The organism is Pseudomonas kulmbachensis, from assembly GCF_963681935.1.
GTDB lineage: Bacteria > Pseudomonadota > Gammaproteobacteria > Pseudomonadales > Pseudomonadaceae > Aquipseudomonas > Aquipseudomonas kulmbachensis.
The window spans coordinates 3,820,315-3,837,829 of sequence record NZ_OY817088.1 but is presented as its reverse complement, the minus strand read 5'-3'; the positions used below and the strand labels follow the sequence as shown (position 1 = coordinate 3,837,829).

The 17,515-nt window shown below is 55.8% G+C and carries 13 protein-coding genes; 6 read left to right on the top strand and 7 right to left on the bottom strand.

Translation table 11 applies throughout. The features are described 5' to 3' along the window. Positions 1-369 precede the first annotated feature (369 nt). The 4 genes from U5A05_RS17750 (at position 370) to U5A05_RS17735 (ending at position 5,756) form a co-directional block, all read left to right on the top strand. Positions 370-2,358, top strand: a complete 1,989-nt coding sequence (locus U5A05_RS17750) for an AAA family ATPase (RefSeq protein WP_321834175.1) — start codon at positions 370-372, stop codon at positions 2,356-2,358. Further along, positions 2,355-3,641: an McrC family protein gene (locus U5A05_RS17745; RefSeq protein ID WP_321834173.1), complete on the top strand. Its 1,287-nt coding sequence runs from the start codon at positions 2,355-2,357 to the stop codon at positions 3,639-3,641. The genes U5A05_RS17750 and U5A05_RS17745 overlap by 4 nt, the downstream gene beginning before the upstream one ends. Before the next feature lie 334 nt (positions 3,642-3,975). After that, complete coding sequence (locus U5A05_RS17740; protein ID WP_321834172.1) at positions 3,976-5,004, top strand: hypothetical protein; 1,029 nt, start codon at positions 3,976-3,978, stop codon at positions 5,002-5,004. 383 nt (positions 5,005-5,387) lie between these two features. Next, on the top strand, positions 5,388-5,756 hold the full coding sequence (locus U5A05_RS17735) for a hypothetical protein (protein ID WP_321834170.1): 369 nt from the start codon (positions 5,388-5,390) through the stop codon (positions 5,754-5,756). A 71-nt stretch (positions 5,757-5,827) separates the two neighbouring features. Here U5A05_RS17735 and U5A05_RS17730 read toward each other — a convergent pair whose 3' ends face one another. Together U5A05_RS17730 and U5A05_RS17725 are read right to left on the bottom strand one after the other, a co-directional pair. Continuing rightward, positions 5,828-6,523 (bottom strand): tRNA (adenine(22)-N(1))-methyltransferase, encoded by a 696-nt coding sequence (locus U5A05_RS17730; RefSeq protein ID WP_315968121.1) that lies wholly within the window; start codon positions 6,521-6,523, stop codon positions 5,828-5,830. Positions 6,524-6,625: 102 nt separating this feature from the next. Next, the gene (locus U5A05_RS17725) at positions 6,626-7,654 is read right to left on the bottom strand and encodes a LacI family DNA-binding transcriptional regulator (protein ID WP_321834168.1); all 1,029 of its coding nucleotides are present in this window, start codon (positions 7,652-7,654) and stop codon (positions 6,626-6,628) included. Positions 7,655-7,866: 212 nt separating this feature from the next. Here U5A05_RS17725 and U5A05_RS17720 point away from each other — a divergent pair, with 212 nt between their 5' ends. Next, positions 7,867-9,198, top strand: a complete 1,332-nt coding sequence (locus U5A05_RS17720) for an MFS transporter (protein WP_321834166.1) — start codon at positions 7,867-7,869, stop codon at positions 9,196-9,198. Positions 9,199-9,211: 13 nt separating this feature from the next. Continuing rightward, the gene (locus U5A05_RS17715) at positions 9,212-10,597 is read left to right on the top strand and encodes an amidase (protein WP_321834164.1); all 1,386 of its coding nucleotides are present in this window, start codon (positions 9,212-9,214) and stop codon (positions 10,595-10,597) included. A gap of 56 nt (positions 10,598-10,653) precedes the next feature. Here U5A05_RS17715 and U5A05_RS17710 read toward each other — a convergent pair whose 3' ends face one another. From U5A05_RS17710 to U5A05_RS17690, 5 genes are all read right to left on the bottom strand, one after another. Next, a complete protein-coding gene (locus tag U5A05_RS17710; protein WP_321834162.1) occupies positions 10,654-12,516 on the bottom strand; it encodes a flavin monoamine oxidase family protein in 1,863 nt (620 codons plus the stop codon). A gap of 53 nt (positions 12,517-12,569) precedes the next feature. Further along, entirely contained in the window at positions 12,570-14,054 is a 1,485-nt protein-coding gene (locus U5A05_RS17705) for an APC family permease (RefSeq protein WP_321834161.1), read from the bottom strand. A gap of 179 nt (positions 14,055-14,233) precedes the next feature. Continuing rightward, on the bottom strand, positions 14,234-15,658 hold the full coding sequence (locus U5A05_RS17700; protein WP_321834160.1) for a gamma-aminobutyraldehyde dehydrogenase: 1,425 nt from the start codon (positions 15,656-15,658) through the stop codon (positions 14,234-14,236). Between the two features lie 77 nt (positions 15,659-15,735). Further along, a complete protein-coding gene (locus U5A05_RS17695) occupies positions 15,736-16,578 on the bottom strand; it encodes an ABC transporter permease (RefSeq protein WP_261739206.1) in 843 nt (280 codons plus the stop codon). Further along, positions 16,568-17,515 (bottom strand): ABC transporter permease, encoded by a 948-nt coding sequence (locus tag U5A05_RS17690; protein ID WP_321834157.1) that lies wholly within the window; start codon positions 17,513-17,515, stop codon positions 16,568-16,570. Before U5A05_RS17690 ends, U5A05_RS17695 begins: the two co-directional genes overlap by 11 nt.

The following is a 17,515-nucleotide window of genomic DNA, read 5'->3' as shown; positions in this document are numbered from 1 at the left end:
TATCCATTCAATGGGGGGGGGGGGGCTAATGCCCGCTCAGACCGAGAAAAAACCAAACGCCGCCTCCGTATTGGCCACTACAGAAGGGAGCTGTTCTCCGGCGTGGTAGCGCCGACTGGTTCGATTGCGGGTGACGTCGTCACATTGCAAGACAAACAGGAAGCGTCAGATAGAGACTTTTCCGTTGTTGACGATGACGTTTCGTGGATTGATATTCAGCAGTGAAGGTTGAAAATGCAGAAAAAAGGTGGAAGGGGGGCTGCTGCTTTCACCATGAGTGGCAAACTTGATTATCTTTTACATGGCCTTGGTAGTGGCTAGGGCTTATTAATCTGAGTACCAACTTCGGCCGAATGCCTGGAGATGTTCATGAGAGACCACGTTTTGGATGGGATTGCGCTTGGTCACCTGTTAAACATAACGCTGACAGATGGGGCTATCCGTAATGGCTATATAGCGTCTCCGGATTTAGCCACTTTGTTTCCTTCAGAATTTATTGCTGAGGGAGATCGCGAGCCGCAAGAGCATTTTAAACTGACGCTGCCCGCGGGTAATACTTATGAAACGTGGATCATCAAAAAATTTGGGCGTATCAGAGCTCGATTTGGCGCGGCCTTTTCTGCGCTAAAACTCAAGGGAGGAGATCGCGCCATTTTGAGTAAGGTTTCTGACGGTCATTATCAAATAACGTTTGAAAAACTGGCAGATACACAGCCATCTTTACCACTTGGCGATCTCCGTCCTGGCCTGGAAACGACTATGCATCCGATCCCCCTTAATCAAATTTTTTTTGGTCCCCCTGGAACAGGAAAAACCTATAAGACCATTGAAAGCGCGCTGGAAATTCTCGATGGTGACTTTTTATATGATGGAAATAATAGCCGTGCGGCGTTAAAAGAACGCTTTGATGCCTTTGTCCAAAAAAAGCAGGTTCGCTTTGTTACGTTCCATCAGAGCTTTAGCTATGAGGACTTTGTAGAAGGAATCCGTGCAGACACTGTGGATATTGATATTGAACAACCTGCATCAGGCGTTCAATACCGGGTTGAGAAGGGTATTTTTGCCCAAATGTGTGAGGATGCACGCCGCGACAAAGTCTATGAGCAACGAGTCGGTGTTAGGGAGGGCGCTAAAGTCTGGAAAATTTCTATTGAGGAAGCGAGTAGCTCTGGTGATACCCGTCGCTATTGCTTTGAGCATGGAGAGGCGCGTATTGGTTGGTCTTCCGTGGGTGATATCCGCTCAGCTGATTTGAAGAGCCCAGATTTGAATTTGGGTTCAAATGAACAAAGCTCCTTGACTGACTTTGGGCTGAACATTTTGCCTGGGGATGTCTTGGTTTGCTTGGGGACGCGGACACAGATCAGTGCAGTTGGAGTTGTGACCGGTGAGTACGAGTACGAGCCCAATGTCCCTGCAGGAGTACGCAACGATTATGTTCAGAAATTACCTGTACGCTGGTTAGCGACGGGTTTGAAATTCGACATTACCGCCATTAACAGAGGTGTTGGACTTACGCTGAAAACGGTCTACCCCTTGTGGCGCATCACATGGCCTGCGTTGCAGGAAGCTCTTCATGAGGGGGGGGTCGTTTTGGCTGAAGAGGCAGCAACTCAACCCGACGCGCTTGAGCCTTTTGTCTTGATCATCGACGAAATCAACCGTGGGAATGTTTCGCGAATTTTTGGTGAGTTGATTACGTTAATAGAACCATCAAAACGTGCTGGAGCGGATGAGGCACTGGAAGTCTTACTACCTTATTCAAAAGAGCGCTTTAGCGTGCCTGAGAACCTGTATTTAATTGGAACCATGAATACGGCTGATCGCTCACTGGCAGGTTTGGATATCGCTTTGCGCCGACGATTTACGTTCAGGGAGATGCCTCCGCGCCCGGATTTGCTGGACGATATTAGTGTTCGAGGCATCAATATTGGTGAGTTGCTCAGATCTATGAACGATCGTATTGAGGTGCTGCTCGATCGCGATCATCGCCTTGGCCATGCGTACTTTATGCCTTTGTCCAAGGACGAACTGACTCAAGATGAGCGGATGCATCTGCTGGAGCAAATCTTCCGCAATCAGGTTTTACCGTTGTTGCAAGAGTATTTCTTTGAAGACTGGCAGCGCATTCACTGGGTCTTGAATGACCATCGTAAAGCAGTTGCGGATCGGTTCACCGGTCAGAGTTCGCGTGATATGCAAGCATTGTTTGGCGATAGCGTGAATGTGCCGGCATATACTCGACCGTGGCAGATAAACAGCGCGGCGTTTACTCGTGTGGGGGCTTATAGCGGTGTGATTTCAGTTTCTAATACTGCTCTTATCGAAACCTCTCTCTCTGAGTTCGTGTCCGCGTGAATCGTTTGGTCACAGTCAGAGAGTATGCGCGGCTAACCACAGATTCTGTGCTTTGTGATCTGGATAATGCACAGGTCTCTGAGAGCGCTTTCGATTGGTTGTGTAAGCTCAGCGAGTCGTTCAATAAATCGGGCGCAGTACTGCTGCATGTGGAGGGACGGCGCTCTCTTCGATGGGATAGCTATGTTGGGCTGATTGAAACGCCATGCGGTACAAAGCTGGAAATTCTCCCCAAGCACATTGAAGCTGGTGATTGTCGAAAGACCAGTAGGGCATTACTGCGCAAGATGATTCAAGCTGCTTTGCGGATCAAACCACGTGAGGCCGGTATTACGGCATTGCAGCTATACGACGCTCCGTTGACAGAATGGGTGATGGCTCAGTTTTTGTCCGAGCTGGATTATTTGATCAAACGAGGAGTGCGCTTTGATTTTCACCGGATCGAAGATGAGCAGCGTTTTTTGCGAGGTCAGCTCAATACTGTGGCTCAGATGCGTCAACCACTTGGTCGTCAGCAATATTTTCAGCTCCGGCATGATGCATTTCTTCCTGATCGTGCGGAAAACCGTTTGTTGAAGTTAGCTTTGGAGCAAGTATGCCGCTCGACTCAAGATGCGGATAACTGGCGTCTCGCTAATGAACTAAGGAGCCTGTTGCGTGAAATTCCTTGTAGTTATCAAGTGCGTAAGGATTTTCGTGCTTGGCAGACAGATCGGCTTATGGCGCACTATGTGTCAATCAGGCCGTGGTGCGAACTGGTGCTTAATCAACAGATGCCATTGGCGTTGGAGGGAGCTTGGCAGGGAGTGAGTTTGCTGTTCCCGATGGAAAAACTCTTTGAAAACTACGTGGAGGCTTTTTTTAGAAAACGGCTGGAGCATGGAGCAACGTTACGTGCTCCAGCCAGAAGTGAACATCTGTGTCAGCATCAGAACAATCCTTGGTTTCGCTTGGAACCGGATTTTTTGATCCGTTTCCAAGGACGAGAATGGGTTCTTGATGCTAAATGGAAGTGTTTGGACACGAGAACAAGCGAGAACAAATACGGTTTAAACCAGAGTGACTTCTACCAGCTTTTTGCCTATGGCCATAAGTATTTGAATGGAGAAGGAGAACTGGTACTGATTTATCCACGAAGACAGCTTTTTCAGGAAACGCTGCAACCTTTTCATTTTGGAAGCGGGCTCACGCTGTGGGTGGTCCCATTCGACCTTGAAACTGACGAACTGGTAGGTCTGCAGCCGGAAAAATTAGCTGCGTTGCTGGCTAATAAATTTGAGTAACTGTTTTCGCGCTTATGTTGAATGATGGGGGTAAATGAGTTTTAGGTGTCGAACTAGAGGTGCTGATTGAAACCCGAAACCGTGACAAAAGCGGCCATCCCACCACCCATCTCATAAGGGATCAATACTTTCATTCGGTCGTATGTGAAGCCCAGGATTTTCTTCCGTGCAAAATTCTAGGCCAGCGCTATGCTATCTGTATTGCACTCAGAATATTAGTGACAGACGAAATTGCTCAAGGTGGTGTCTGGCATACGCTGCTTATATTAGTAAGTTGGATTTCTATATGTGAATTTTCAATGCTCGTTTTTGCATGATGGTGAGAGAGTGAGTTATGAATAATAAAATCATATTTGCTGTCGTGGTGGTCGCTAGCGTGGGCGGTTGTAAGATCTATCCTGCTAGTAGCTATGATGAAACGTCTGGCTATACTTATATCCCATTGGACCCGTTACGCGTGATTACAGCAAAGGGGGAGAACTGTACCGCTGAAGAAAAAGTACTTGGAGGCAGTAGTGAGCCGTCTGCTTCACCACAATTTAAGGATGTCTTGTCGTCGTTGCCTGATAACACAGTTCGGATGGTGGTTGAGAACTTTACATCGGGGGGGAGTGTCACGTATGGGGTAGGGAAAATAGGTGGTAATTCTGAGCATTATCGGGTTACTGCCGATTACATATCTGCCGATACGATAAATTTCAGGTTGTGGATCAATAAGCAAGTTAGATATAGAAATGCAAAAATTGCAGTGTTCGGAGGTTCGGAGCTAGAAAATTCTAATTGGCAGCAGGTATCGATATTGGATCCGCTGACTTCTGAGTACTCATACGGGAATGCGACTGCGAATAGACAATCTGTAGTGGCCGAGAGATATATTGTACTTACTGATAGTGACTATAAAGATAGAAACAATAAAGTTTCAGGGGGCGCTGGCTTGATTTTCACGCCATACAATATTCCTGTATATGTGGGGATCGGGATCCGCATTACATCAAATGTTGAGATAACAGGTAGTAAAGCCAATCTTTCCGGTATCGGTGTTATAGGCGCTGAGGCTCAGGCCAATAACCTTAAAGGGAGCTTGATTGTACAAACTTTAGGTGTGAGTGGGAAAGCAGTCTCTAGTGCGCTTCCAATGCACAGTGAATTGAACGCGACGACGGCTCAAAATGCCCTTATTGCTGCGGCCTCAATCAAAACCCTTATATATTCTGACGACACAGAAGTATATCCGCGAATAGTTGGATTATACCTGCCTCTCCCAAGCTCCAGGCCACTCGTTAATTCGATCATTTCTGCCATTTCCTCTAGTAATATTGAATGGAGTAGGCCATGTGGAATCAAGAAACCTAAAAGTGGATGATTGAATTCGCTGCAATTTATCCACCCTGTGCAAGTTTTTAACTGAAAAAAAACAGAGCCAAGCGAGCCCGTGAGGTACCCGCTTCTATGAGGGAAAGTGATTCTGATGGCATCGAGCATAACCAATTGGTCGTAGGTTCGAATCCCACACGACCCACCATATAGCAACACCAAAACAGCCGGTCTAATCCTCAGGATTAACCGGCTTTTTTGTGCCTGCGATTTGGTCAGGCGCGGGTATGGATGCAATAGAAAGCACATTCCTTGCAACGTGCTGCGTAGGAAGTGATGCACCTGAAAATAGGAAATTTCACTCGATTAAAGCCAGAGCCATGGTCTTTGGGCGGTAGTTAAATAGGCATCCTCACTACAGAGGGTTATGCCATGGCCAAGGGGTTGATGGTTTCGTTTCGTGACGAGGTGCTTCGCAAAGGACTTGAGTCCACGTTGCCCTGCAACTTGAGTGATAAATGGTTGGGTGTGCTGGCTGCACAGTTGGAAGCGTACTTTGAGCAGGATGTAGAGGATGCACTGTCTCTGCCCCTTGCAGCGGTGCTGCATATCTTGTGCTCCAAAAGTGGAGGCGAGGCCGTCACGGTCTCACAAGACAGGCTTTTCGAGCATCTATGTGATTATCGTATTGAGCTGGGGCTGGAAGAGATCAGACGAAAAACAGAGATGGGGAATGAGCCGGTCAGTCTGCAGGCGATTTTTACGAATCGGACTGTCACGTTTCGTGGTGCAGGGGATTAGTCGTCCAGTGTCAATGAACAAGGTGTCGTGGTTGGCGTCCTGGATTGAGCCCTGGGAGGTGCAGGGCCCGCTCAAGCCAGCAGTTCGGTAATCCAGCGTACTTGTTGGGCGATGTCTTGCACCTTTGCTTCGGGTACTGCCTGCTGCGCTCGGGCGATGTTGTTCAGGTTTTTTTGCTTCTGGCGCAGCATGCGCTGCCACTTGTGCAGGAACTCCGGGCTGCGGGCCTGCATTTGCAGTGGGCCGAAGTACAGTTCTTCGCCTGTGTATGTCACTGGCCCGGTGCGCTCGGCGACGATGATTTCGTAGTCGAACCGATTTTCTCGCAGCAGTTCCTCGTAGAGGATGCAGTAGTCGTTTTCCATCAGCCATTGGCGCAGTGGTTGTTCGCCGCCGTTGGGCTGCAGGATCAAGCGCTCCCGGCCGCTCAGGTGGGCCTTGCCGTTGTCGAGGATGTCGCGGATGGTTTCGCCGCCCATGCCGCAGATGCTGATCGCGGTAATCCCGTCGCCCGGTTCGATCGCTGCCAGGCCGCTGGCCTGACGCACGGTGATGCGCTGTTCCAGGCTGTTGTCGCGTACGGTGCGCTTGGCTGAGAGGAACGGCGTCAATGCCACCTCGCCAGCCACCGCCGCCGCGATGACGCCACGCCGCATCAACGCCACCGGCAGATAGGCGTGATCCGAGCCGATATCGGCCAGGTGCGCATCTGCTGGTATATGTGCAGCCACGCGCTCCAGGCGCATGGACAATGTATGTTGGTTCAACTGCAGTTCCTTTTCACCGCGAAGGTTCAGTACCTAGGCCTTGGCGCGGGTAATGTGATTGACCGAGCTTGTGCGCTTCAGCGCCCACCCGCCTGGCTAAGCTCAGCGCAGCAGCGAGGAGCTCGCCCGCACCTGTAGCTGCGGGGTCAGGGTGATCGACTCGCAGGCCTCGCCCTTGATGCGCTTGAGCAGCAGTTGCACGGCATGCTGACCCATTTCTGCCAGCGGCAGGCGCACGCTGGTCAGCGGCACCATCAGCTCGTTGGCCAGCGGGGTGTCGTTGAAGCCGACCACGGCAATGTCTTTGCCGGGCATCAAGCCCTTGTCGCGTGCGGCTCCCATCAAGCCGATGGCGAGGAAGTCGTTGACCGCGAAAAACGCCTGCGGCCGTGGGTTCAGGCCCAACAGGTACTCGCCTTGCCTGTGTCCGGTGAGGCTGTCAAAAGGACCATTGAGGGTCCACTCCGGGCGCAGCGTGATGCCTTGTTCACGGTAAAACCGGGTAAAACCGCGGGTGCGGTCGGCCCCGGTGGAGGCATGCCGTTCGCCCGCCAGAATTGCCACATCGCGACAACCCAGCTGGTACAGGTGCTCGGCCGCCAGCCAGCCACCCAACTCATCGTCACTGCATGCCGCCAGATGCCCGGCAATCTGGCGGCTGACCAGCACGTAGGGGATGTGCTTGCGAGTCAGCAGATCGAGCAAGGGCTGGGTTTCGCCAACGTGTGAATCACCCACGATCAACCCGGCCACCGAGCGGCGCAAGGCATGTTCGGCACGCGCCATCTGGCGCTGCGGCTGGTCGTCGGTATTGGAGACGAAAGTCAGGTAGCCGGCCTGCTCGGCCGCGCTGTCGATGCTGTCGTAGATAGTCGCCATCACCAGGTCGGTGAGGCGCGGCATGAGCACGCAGATTTCCTGACTTTTACGCAACTTCAGGTTGGATGCCTGCGTGTTCGGTCGATAATCCAGCTCTTTTGCCAATGCACGAATCCGCGCCACAACTTCGGCCGACGCCGCTCGCTCGACCCCGGCGGGGTCGCCATTGAGCACCCGTGACACCGTGGAAACGTGCACTCCGAGTGCAGTCGCCATGGACTTCAGGGTGGCGGGGCGGGATTGATTCGGCATGTTCAAGAGGCTTCCAGCAGTCTGTTATTCAGCGCGCGAATTCTACCCGAACATGGGGCATCGCCCCGGAATTAAATCTTTACCCAAACGTTTGACTAAAACTTTTCTTCGCTCTACATTTCGCCAACCCAAACGTTTGGGTAAAACAATAAAAATACGCCGAGTCCGGCCGACTTTTTGACTTCTGCCATCACTTGAAGAGTCAGATTCCTATGAATAACCCAGTGATTCCGTCTTTCCGCTACCAGATTTTTTTCCTGATCATGCTGATGGCACTGCTCAACTACATCGACCGCGGCGCGATTGCCTACGCCTCGGCGAGCATTCTTCCGGAGTACGGTTTCGACAAGGCCGACTGGGGCAATGTCCTGGGTTACTTCGGTTACGGTTACATCCTTGGTGCGTTGATCGGCGGGATCCTCGCTGACCGTTTTGGTGCCAAGCGCATCTGGCTGATTGCCGGTGCCACCTGGTCGGTCTTCGAAATCGCCACGGCGTTTGCCGGTGATTTCGGGCTGGCGTTCCTGGGTGGTTCGGCCATGGCCGGTTTCGCCACCATCCGCGTGATGTTCGGCTTTGCCGAGGGGCCAGCGTACTCGGTGATCAACAAGAGCGTGGCCAACTGGGCGACCCCCAAGGAGCGCGGCTTCGTGGTTTCGGTCGGTTTGCTGAGTACACCGTTGGGTGCGTTGTTGACTGCCCCGGTGGCGGTGGGCCTGCAAACGCTGACCGGCGACTGGCGCAGCATGTTCGTGGTGCTGGGCGTGGTCAGCCTGGCACTGCTGATCTTCTTCATGACGCGCTTCACCAACACCCCCGAGGAAAACCCGCGCGTGTCCAAAGCCGAGCTGGACTTTCTGCGCAAGGAGCGTGCCGAAGCGAGCAATGCCTCGACCCCAACGAGCAGCGTTGCGCCGGTCTGGCACTTCTTCAAGAACAAGGACCTGTTGCTTAATGCAATCGGCTACTTCTCGTTTGTGTACGTAACCTTTCTGTTGCTGACCTGGACCCCCAAATACCTGCAGGACGAGTTCCATTACAACCTCTCGTCGCTGTGGTACATGGGCATGATTCCGTGGACCGGCGCCTGCTTCACCGTGTTGCTGGGCGGCAAGATTTCCGACCTGTTGCTGCGCCGCACCGGCAATCTGAAAGTGGCCCGCAGCTGGCTGGCTGCGACCTGCCTGTTGTTGACCACGTTGTGTTTTATCCTCGTATCGCAGGCCCAGACCGTGTGGGGCGTGATTGCCCTGATGACCTTGGCCAACGCCCTCAACGCGCTGCCCAACTCCGTGTATTGGGCCGTCGTGATCGACACCGCGCCGTCCAACCGGGTTGGCGCCTACAGTGGCATGACCCACTTTATCGCCAACACCGCTTCGTTCATTGCCCCAATGCTCACCGGTTACCTGACCGTTCGTTACGGTTACTCCTCGATGTTTGTGGCGGCTGCGGTGGCCACGGCGCTGGGGATGAGCGCAATGCTGATGGTGCGTCCCGGTGGACGGCAGGCTGTTCCTTCCCCTATCCCCGCAGTTGTTTGATGGAGTTGTCTGTATGAACCTGGCGAAGCCTACCCACGCTGGATATTTTTTTGGCCAATCAGTCACCACGCTGGCCGAACGCCTGCGCGCGGGCAGCCTGACGAGTGTCGAGTTGACCCAGGCGGCTTTGGACAGCATCGAGCGCCTGAATCCGCTCTTGAACGCTTTTGTTCAGGTCGATGCACCCATCGCACTGGCTCAGGCCCGCAGGGCCGATGAGTTGTTGGCCCAAGGTCAGGACCTGGGCCCGCTGCAGGGCATTCCGGTAGCGGTCAAAGACAACATCGACACGTTCGACTACGTCACCACCTATGGTTCGGCACATTTCGAAGGCTTCAAGCCGAACGCCGATGCGCTATGTGTGCAGCGGTTGCGCGAGGCGGGGGCGGTGATTGTGGGCAAGACCTTGACCCACGAATTTGCCTACGGTCCGACCGGCGACCGTTCGCTGCAGGGCGCGGCCCGCAACCCGTGGGATGCGCGTTGCATCACGGGCGGCTCCAGCGCAGGCAGCGCCGCTGCAGTTGCCAGCGGTATGGTGCCGCTGGCGCTGGGCACCGACACCGGCGGATCGATCCGGATTCCGGCGGCATTGTGCGGCGTGGTCGGCTTCAAGCCATCGTTTGCCAGCGTACCGCTGGAGGGCGTGTTCCCGCTGTCATCGAGCCTCGACCACGTGGGCCCGATCGCCAACTCCGTCGAGGATGCGCGTCTGCTGTTCGAAGTGATTGCAGGACGCGCCTGCGTCTCGCAGGCCAATCCTCGGCCGTTGCGGGTGGGCTGGATTACCACGGGCAGCTTCGGCCCGGTCGACGCCGAGGTGGATCGCCAGGCATATCAGGCGGCGCAACAGTTGTTTGGCGATACGTTGCAGGAGACTGCAGAGCTGGCGCCGCTGGCGGGAGGAATGAAAGACACCTTGCTGGTTCTGCAACGCGCCGAGGCCTTCGACGTCCATGCCGAGCGCATGCAGGATGCGCCACACAAGTTTGAGCAGGAGGTACGCGAACGTCTTGAGTTGTCGCGCGAGGTCAGGGGGTGGCAATACATTCGTGCCCAGGCTGGCCAGGAGCAGTACAAGGCGGCCATGGCGCGTTTATTCGAGCGCTATGACTTCCTGGTCTCGCCCAGCGTACCTGTCACCGCAACCGAGGTTGATGCGCGTGAGGTTCGGGTTGGTGAACAGGACATTGATGTACGCGGTGCAGTGCTTAGCTACACCAGTGCCTGGAACCTTACCGGGTTACCGGCGATCAGCCTGCCTGTGGGGCAGGTGAGGGGGATGCCGGTAGGGCTGCAAGTGATTGGCCCCGCAGGTGCAGATGATCGTTTGTTGCAGGTGTTGGCCAAGCTGTTCGTGCGGGGCCAGGCCGCCCGCACAAACCCTGTAGCAGTATAGAGGTAGCCGGTCAGCCCCTCAGGGCTACCGGTTGCTTTTCGTTTGTGATGGTTTGACTACGCCACTTCGCCCACGGCCCTGTGTGCTTCATCAATTGCAGCATGGGCATAGGCGCTCCAGGCTGCATCCGAATTGGCAATGCTCACCCGGCCCAGCGGTTGGCGTGCCAGGTTCATCAGTTTTTCGCTCTCGTCGGCATCGTCGTACAGGCTGTTGGAAAAATACGCATAGCCGTGTGACCAGCGATTGACGGTGATGGCGAGAATGTCGGTCTGGTGATTGAACCCCCCCGGGCCGAGCATGCGTTGCAGTTGATCACGCAGTTGCGCTTCGAGCACTTCGAACGATTGCCCGTACAGTCTGCCGCGACCGGCACGGGCCTGGTCGCGTGCGTTCATGCCACTGTTCGGGCTGGTAGGTACGTAGACCATGTGCAAGCCGATGGGTTGTTTCGGATCGCGCGGGTGTTCGTAGCCGCCCATGCTTACCGGGTAGTCGAGTTTGATGCGGCTGTAGGGCTGGGTCGCAGCATAGATTTCGTGGACGCCCAGCTTCTGGAACGACTCCCAGTTACGGATCACTACCTTGGTGTAGATCAGCGGGAATTTCACGTTTTGGCTCAGGGCGTAGGATTGCTCTGGCGGCAGGTCGTGCAGCAGATACGGAATCATCATGTTGTAGCAGGCCAGGATGCAATGCTTGCCGCGGACCTGATTGAGCTGGCCGCCACGGCTGTAACCGATATTTACCCCTTCGCCGACATTTCGCACGCTGACGGCGGTGCTGTTCAGACGTAAGCGTACTGGGGCTTTTGGCTGGTCCAGCTTGGCGTAGTCGAACGATGCGAGGACGATGTCGTCCATGTTGTGTCCGGGCGCGACGCTTGGTATCAGGCTACGAACCAGTAGCCGGGCCAGCGAAGCATTGCCATCAGGGAAGTGGTAGATGTAAGGCTCTTCCATTTCTGCTTGGGCTTCTTCGCTGATCGGTTCCAGACTCATCGCACTGAAACCTGGAAAGCCGACGTTATAAGTATCGTAAGCCGAAACAGCGTCGATGCTCAGGGCCATGAAGTCATTGGTACGACTCTGGAAGTATTTCACCGCAGACTCAGACAGGCCTACGTTCTTGAGCAGGAAATCGCGATAGCTGGTGGCTTCCAGGTAGGCGGTTTTTTCCTCGACAGTTTTGCCTGCGAGGTAGTCTTTTGGCGCGACGTGCAGTTCGATCAAGGCTGTCCGGTCTGCTTGCGGCAGGGGGAAGTCGTTGATGAAGTCACTGATGGAGCGAGCATGCAGTTGGTCCGGGGCAATGTCGTCGGCGACCATCGGTGTTGGGTCGCCGTTGACCAGTTTATCTTCGCCGAAGTTCTCCTTGTCGAAGAACACTGCACGGGACAGCCCCAGGTTCGGGTAGAACTGGCGGGCGAAAGCGGTTTCGAAGCGTTTGGTTTCGACCCCGAGTTTTTTCAGCATCCCGTTCACTTCCTTACTGAACAGGTGATTCGGCGACTGGAAGGCTTCGCTGCCGCCGTAGCCCAGGATCATGCGGCCGCCAGCGGAGAATTCGTTGCGCTTGGCGTGCCCGCCGAAGTCGTCGTGGTTGTCCAGAATCAGGATGCGTGCGTTCGGATGTTTCTCACGATAAAACCACGCAGCAGACAACCCGCTCAAGCCGCCGCCGACTACCACCAGGTCGTACTGCTCACTGATGGGCAGGTGATCGGTGTCAAAGACCTTTTTCTCCCAGCCCATCTGGTGCGCGATTTCGAAGGAGCCGACGTGGCTGCCGCGCAGGCCGGTCAGGGCAGGTGGGTAGTAGCGACCGTCGGGTGCGGCCTGGAGTATCTGCAAAGGCGTCATGCCGGCAGCGATGGTGATGGCGACGCCGTTGAGAAAGTCGCGGCGGGTGATTTCCATGATGAGTCCTTGTTTATTGTTATAAGCGCTGCGGTATCGGGGGTGAAATGCAGTTATCGGCTGATCTGCCAAGCATCACCCGCTGGGGCTGTGCCGTGGTCATACGGTTTGGCGAGCCACATGTAGAGCAGGCCCAGACCGATGACGATGGCCGTGCTCAGGAGCATGGCGTAGTTGATGTACCACGGGGCATCCGGGGTGCGCGGCCAAGCCATGTTGATAATTGCGCTGATACCGTAGACCAAAGCGCCGATATTCACCGGCCAGCCCCAGGCGCCGAGGGTGAATTTGCCGCTGGGTTTCCAGCCTTTGGCGCGCGCGTAAAGTGCCGCGAGAACGATCATCTGGAACGCAAGGTAAATGCCGATCGCAGCGAAGCTGACGATGGTTGCCACCGCATCTTGCAGAAAGAAGCCCAGTGCAATGATCAGTGCGGGCAGGACGCCGGACACAAACAGTGCTGCCACCGGCACCTGAGTTGCAGGTGAAATTTTCTTCAGCACTGAGCTGCCAATGACCATTTCATCCCGTGCGTAGGAGTACAGCAGGCGACTGGCAGCGGCTTGTAGGCTAATCACACAGGAGATGAAGGAAATCATGACTACGCCCATCACCACTTTCGAGCCAACTGGACCGAAGGCGTTATTGAGGATGGTGGTCACCGGGTCCTTGTCGGTGCCGTTGATCACAGCCTGCATGTCCGGAACCGCCAGAATCAGCGCGAGGCAGGCGAACATCGCCGCGATCCCGCCGATATAGATGGTCATACGCATGGCTACCGGGATTTGCTTGCTCGGGTTCGGGGTTTCTTCGGCCACATCGCCGCACGCTTCAAAGCCGTAGTACAGAAACATTCCTGCCAGCGAGGCAGTGAGGAAGGCTGGCAGATACGAGCCATCGACGCTGATATCAAAGGTGTTGAACAGCACCCCTAGTGGCTGGTGACGTTCGAAAACCAACAAGTAAACGCCGACGATCACGGCGCCGATCAGCTCGCACAGGAAGCCGAACATGGCGATGCGTGCCAGCACCTTGGTGCCGCTGAGATTGACCAGGGTGGCGAACAGGGTCAAAACCAGCGCGATGATGATGTTGGTGTTATTGCTCGGCTCAAAGCCCATCATTGCGGCCAGGTACGGGCCGGCACCGACTGCCACGGCGGCGATGGTGACGCACAGTGCGATGGAGTAGATCCAGCCGACCATCCATGCCCAGCGCTTGCCTACCAAGCGACGAGCCCATGGGTAGACGCCACCGGAAATAGGAAACTGTGAAACCACTTCACCAAAAATCAGACAGACCAGCATTTGGCCGCAACCGACCAGCAGGTAGGCCCAGAACATCGGAGGCCCGCCTGCGGCGAGGCACAGACCGAAGAGGGTATAAACCCCTACGACCGGAGAGAGATAGGTGAAGCCCAGGGCGAAGTTCTCCCACAGGCTCATGCTGCGATTGAAATTGGAGGTGTAACCCAGTTTGCGCAGTTGCTCGGCGTCGCTATCTTCGATGGTGGCAGAGAGGTCGGGGGATGCACTCATGGTGTGCTGGCTCCGGAAGAACGGCGGATTTTGGATGGCCGAAACCGTGGCAAGGCGCTGATGGCGCTGCCGGGATCGGCGGTTATTGTTTTTAAATCGCGCAGAGTCCTTCGCGAACAGGCTCATTCCCGCAGGGGGAGTGCGGTCAAGATGCAGGAGCGAGCCTGCTCGCGAAGCGGTTAGTGCTTGAACATCACATGTCGCACGGTGGTGTAGTCCTCCAGTCCGTACATGGACATGTCCTTGCCATAACCGGACAGTTTCTGACCGCCGTGAGGCATTTCGTTGACCAGCATAAAGTGGGTGTTGACCCAGGTGCAGCCGTACTGCAAGCGTGCAGACAAACGGTGTGCGCGACCTACGTCCGAGGTCCAGACCGACGACGCCAAGCCGTAGTCCGAGTCGTTGGCCCAGCCCAGCACCTGTGCTTCATCGGTGAACTTGGTCACTGACACCACGGGCCCGAATACTTCGCGGCGGACAATTTCATCGTCCTGCAGGGCGTCGGCCAATACGGTCGGTTCGAAAAAGAAACCCTCGCCTTCAACCGCCTTGCCACCGGTGATCAAACGGATATGCGGCTGAGCCACCGCGCGCTCGACAAACCCGGCAACCTGGTCGCGGTGGCGAGCGGTGATCAGCGGGCCGAGTTCGGTCGATGGATCGTCCTGCAAGCCGTACTTGATGCTGCTTACCGCCGCGCCGAGCTTTTCGACGAACTTGTCGTAGATGCCTTCCTGGGCGTAGATGCGGCAGGCGGCGGTGCAGTCTTGCCCTGCATTGTAGAAACCGAAGGTGCGGATGCCTTCCACGGCGGCGTCGATGTCAGCGTCGTCAAAGATAATCACCGGGGCCTTGCCGCCCAGCTCCATGTGCATGCGTTTGACGCTGTCAGCGGTACTGGAAATGATGTTCGAACCGGTGGCAATCGAGCCAGTCAGCGACACCATGCGCACTTTGGGGTGAGTGGTCAGTGGGCTGCCCACCGTCTGACCGCGGCCGAACACCAGGTTAAGCACGCCAGCCGGGAGGATATCTGACACCAGCTCAGCCAGACGCAATGCTGTCAGCGGGGTTTGCTCCGACGGTTTGAGCACCACGGTATTACCGGCAGCCAGGGCAGGGGCGATTTTCCAGGCAACCATCATCAGCGGGTAGTTCCAGGGCGCGATAGAGGCGATCACACCCACCGGGTCGCGGCGGATCATCGAGGTATGCCCCGGCAGGTATTCACCGCCGGCCGAACCGCTCATGCAGCGGCTGGCGCCAGCGAAGAAGCGGAATACATCGGCAATCGCCGGGATCTCGTCGTTCAATGCGGCGCTGTAGGGTTTGCCACAGTTGTCCGATTCCAGTTTGGCCAGCTCTTGCCCGTGGGCTTCGATGGTATCGGCGATTTTGAGCAACAGCAGTGAGCGGTCCTTTGGCGGGGTTTGCGACCAGCTGTCAAACGCGGCATCGGCGGCACGCACGGCGGCATCGACCTGGGCCTCGCTGGCTTCGTTGATGTGCACCAGCACGCTGCCGAGTGCCGGGTTGAGCACCGGTTGGGCGGGGCCTTCGCCGTCAATCAGTTGGCCGTTGATCAAGAGTTTGGTTTGCATGGCTGCGTCCTTATCGAATTATTTTGATCACTGTGGGAACGAGCCGGCTCGCTCCCACAGGGGAGAGTCGCTGTCGGTTATTTACCGCCACTGCCCGCTACGCTTTCGCCACCACGGGTCAGGTAATAGGCGCCGAGAATTGGCAGCATGGTCACCATCATCACGAGCATGGCGACTACGTTGGTGACCGGCACGTCTCTTGGGCGGCTGAGCTGGTTGAGCAGCCACAGCGGCAAGGTGCGCTCATGACCAGCAGTGAACGTGGTGACGATGATTTCATCGAACGACAATGCAAATGCCAGCATCCCGCCTGCGAGCAACGCCGAGCCCAGGCTCGGTAACATGATGTAGCGGAAGGTTTGCCAGCCATCAGCCCCCAAGTCCATCGACGCTTCGATCAGGCTGTGGGAGGTGCGGCGCAAGCGCGCGATTACGTTGTTGTAGACGATCACTACGCAGAAAGTCGCATGGCCGACGATGATGGTGAACATCCCGGGTTCGATGCCGAATGACTTGAATGTCGCCAGCAACGCGATACCGGTGATGATCCCCGGCAGGGCAATCGGCAGGATCAGCATCAGTGAGATGCCTTGCTTGCCGAAGAAATCCCGGCGGTACAACGCCGCCGAAGCCAAGGTGCCGAGCACCATCGCAATCAGCGTTGCAATCGCAGCAATTTGTGCCGACAGCTTGATCGCTTCCAGTACGTCGGGGCGCGAAAACGCCACGCTGAACCAGTGCAGGGTGAACCCCTTGGGCGGAAAGCTGAAGGCCGCTTCCTCGGTGTTGAAGGCGTACATGAAGATGATCAGGATCGGGAAGTGCAAAAACACCAACCCGCCCCAGGCTGCGATTTTCAGGCCCAGGGATGCTTGATCGCCTTGTTTTTCCGACGCCGGTTTCTTTGGATCAGAGCGCATCGAAGGCCCCCAGACGTTTGACGATGGACAGGTAAATGGCGATCAGCACGATCGGCACCAGCGTGAAGGCAGCAGCCATCGGCATGTTGCCGATTGCGCCTTGTTGGGCGTACACCATGCTGCCAACGAAGTAGCCTGGCGGGCCGACCAGTTGCGGCACGATAAAGTCGCCCAGCGTCAGTGAAAACGTGAAGATCGAACCGGCGGCAATGCCCGGAATCGACAGCGGCAGAATCACCTGCATAAAGGTCTGGCGCGGCTTGGCGCCAAGGTCGGCCGAGGCTTGCAGCAAGGAGGGCGGCAAGCGTTCCAAAGAGGCCTGGATCGGCAATATCATGAACGGTAGCCAGATGTAGACGAACACCATGAAACGGCCAAGGTGCGAGGTCGACAATGTACTGCCGCCGACCCCCGGAATGCCCAGTACAAACTGCAATACCGGTTCCAGCCCCAGGTGCTGAACGAACCACTGCGCCACGCCGCCCTTGGCCAGCAGCAGCGTCCAGGCGTAAGCCTTGACGATGTAACTGGCCCACATCGGCGTCATCACCGCGATGTAGAAAAACGCTTTGGTTTTACCGGTGGTGTAGCGCGCCATGTAGTAGGCAATCGGAAATGCGACAACGGCACTGGCGATTGACACGACAATGGCCATGCTCAGAGTGCGCACGATGATGTCGAAGTTTGACGGCTGAAACAGCGCTGCAAAATTCGCCAGGGTCAGGTCGGGAGTGACCGCCATGGTGAAGTCATCGAAGGTGTAAAAACCTTGCCATAGCAACATCAACAACGAGCCCAGGTAGATCGCGCCAAACCACAGCAACGGCGGCACCAGCAGCATCGACAGGTAGAGGTTGGGGCGCCGGTACAACAGGTTGGAGAACCTGCGCAGAGGCGAGTTACCGGCCTGGGTTTGAGGGATAGCCACGCTGTTCAT

Excerpts from the sequence above, each read along its gene's own strand:
- U5A05_RS17750 (WP_321834175.1), top strand. The coding sequence starts at position 370 with ATGAGAGACCACGTTTTGGATGGGATTGCGCTTGGTCACCTGTTAAAC.
- U5A05_RS17740 (WP_321834172.1), top strand. The coding sequence starts at position 3,976 with ATGAATAATAAAATCATATTTGCTGTCGTGGTGGTCGCTAGCGTGGGC.
- U5A05_RS17735 (WP_321834170.1), top strand. The coding sequence starts at position 5,388 with ATGGCCAAGGGGTTGATGGTTTCGTTTCGTGACGAGGTGCTTCGCAAA.
- U5A05_RS17725 (WP_321834168.1), bottom strand. The coding sequence starts at position 7,654 with ATGCCGAATCAATCCCGCCCCGCCACCCTGAAGTCCATGGCGACTGCA.
- U5A05_RS17720 (WP_321834166.1), top strand. The coding sequence starts at position 7,867 with ATGAATAACCCAGTGATTCCGTCTTTCCGCTACCAGATTTTTTTCCTG.
- U5A05_RS17715 (WP_321834164.1), top strand. The coding sequence starts at position 9,212 with ATGAACCTGGCGAAGCCTACCCACGCTGGATATTTTTTTGGCCAATCA.
- U5A05_RS17710 (WP_321834162.1), bottom strand. The coding sequence starts at position 12,516 with ATGGAAATCACCCGCCGCGACTTTCTCAACGGCGTCGCCATCACCATC.
- U5A05_RS17705 (WP_321834161.1), bottom strand. The coding sequence starts at position 14,054 with ATGAGTGCATCCCCCGACCTCTCTGCCACCATCGAAGATAGCGACGCC.
- U5A05_RS17700 (WP_321834160.1), bottom strand. The coding sequence starts at position 15,658 with ATGCAAACCAAACTCTTGATCAACGGCCAACTGATTGACGGCGAAGGC.
- U5A05_RS17695 (WP_261739206.1), bottom strand. The coding sequence starts at position 16,578 with ATGCGCTCTGATCCAAAGAAACCGGCGTCGGAAAAACAAGGCGATCAA.
- U5A05_RS17690 (WP_321834157.1), bottom strand. The coding sequence starts at position 17,515 with ATGAACAGCGTGGCTATCCCTCAAACCCAGGCCGGTAACTCGCCTCTG.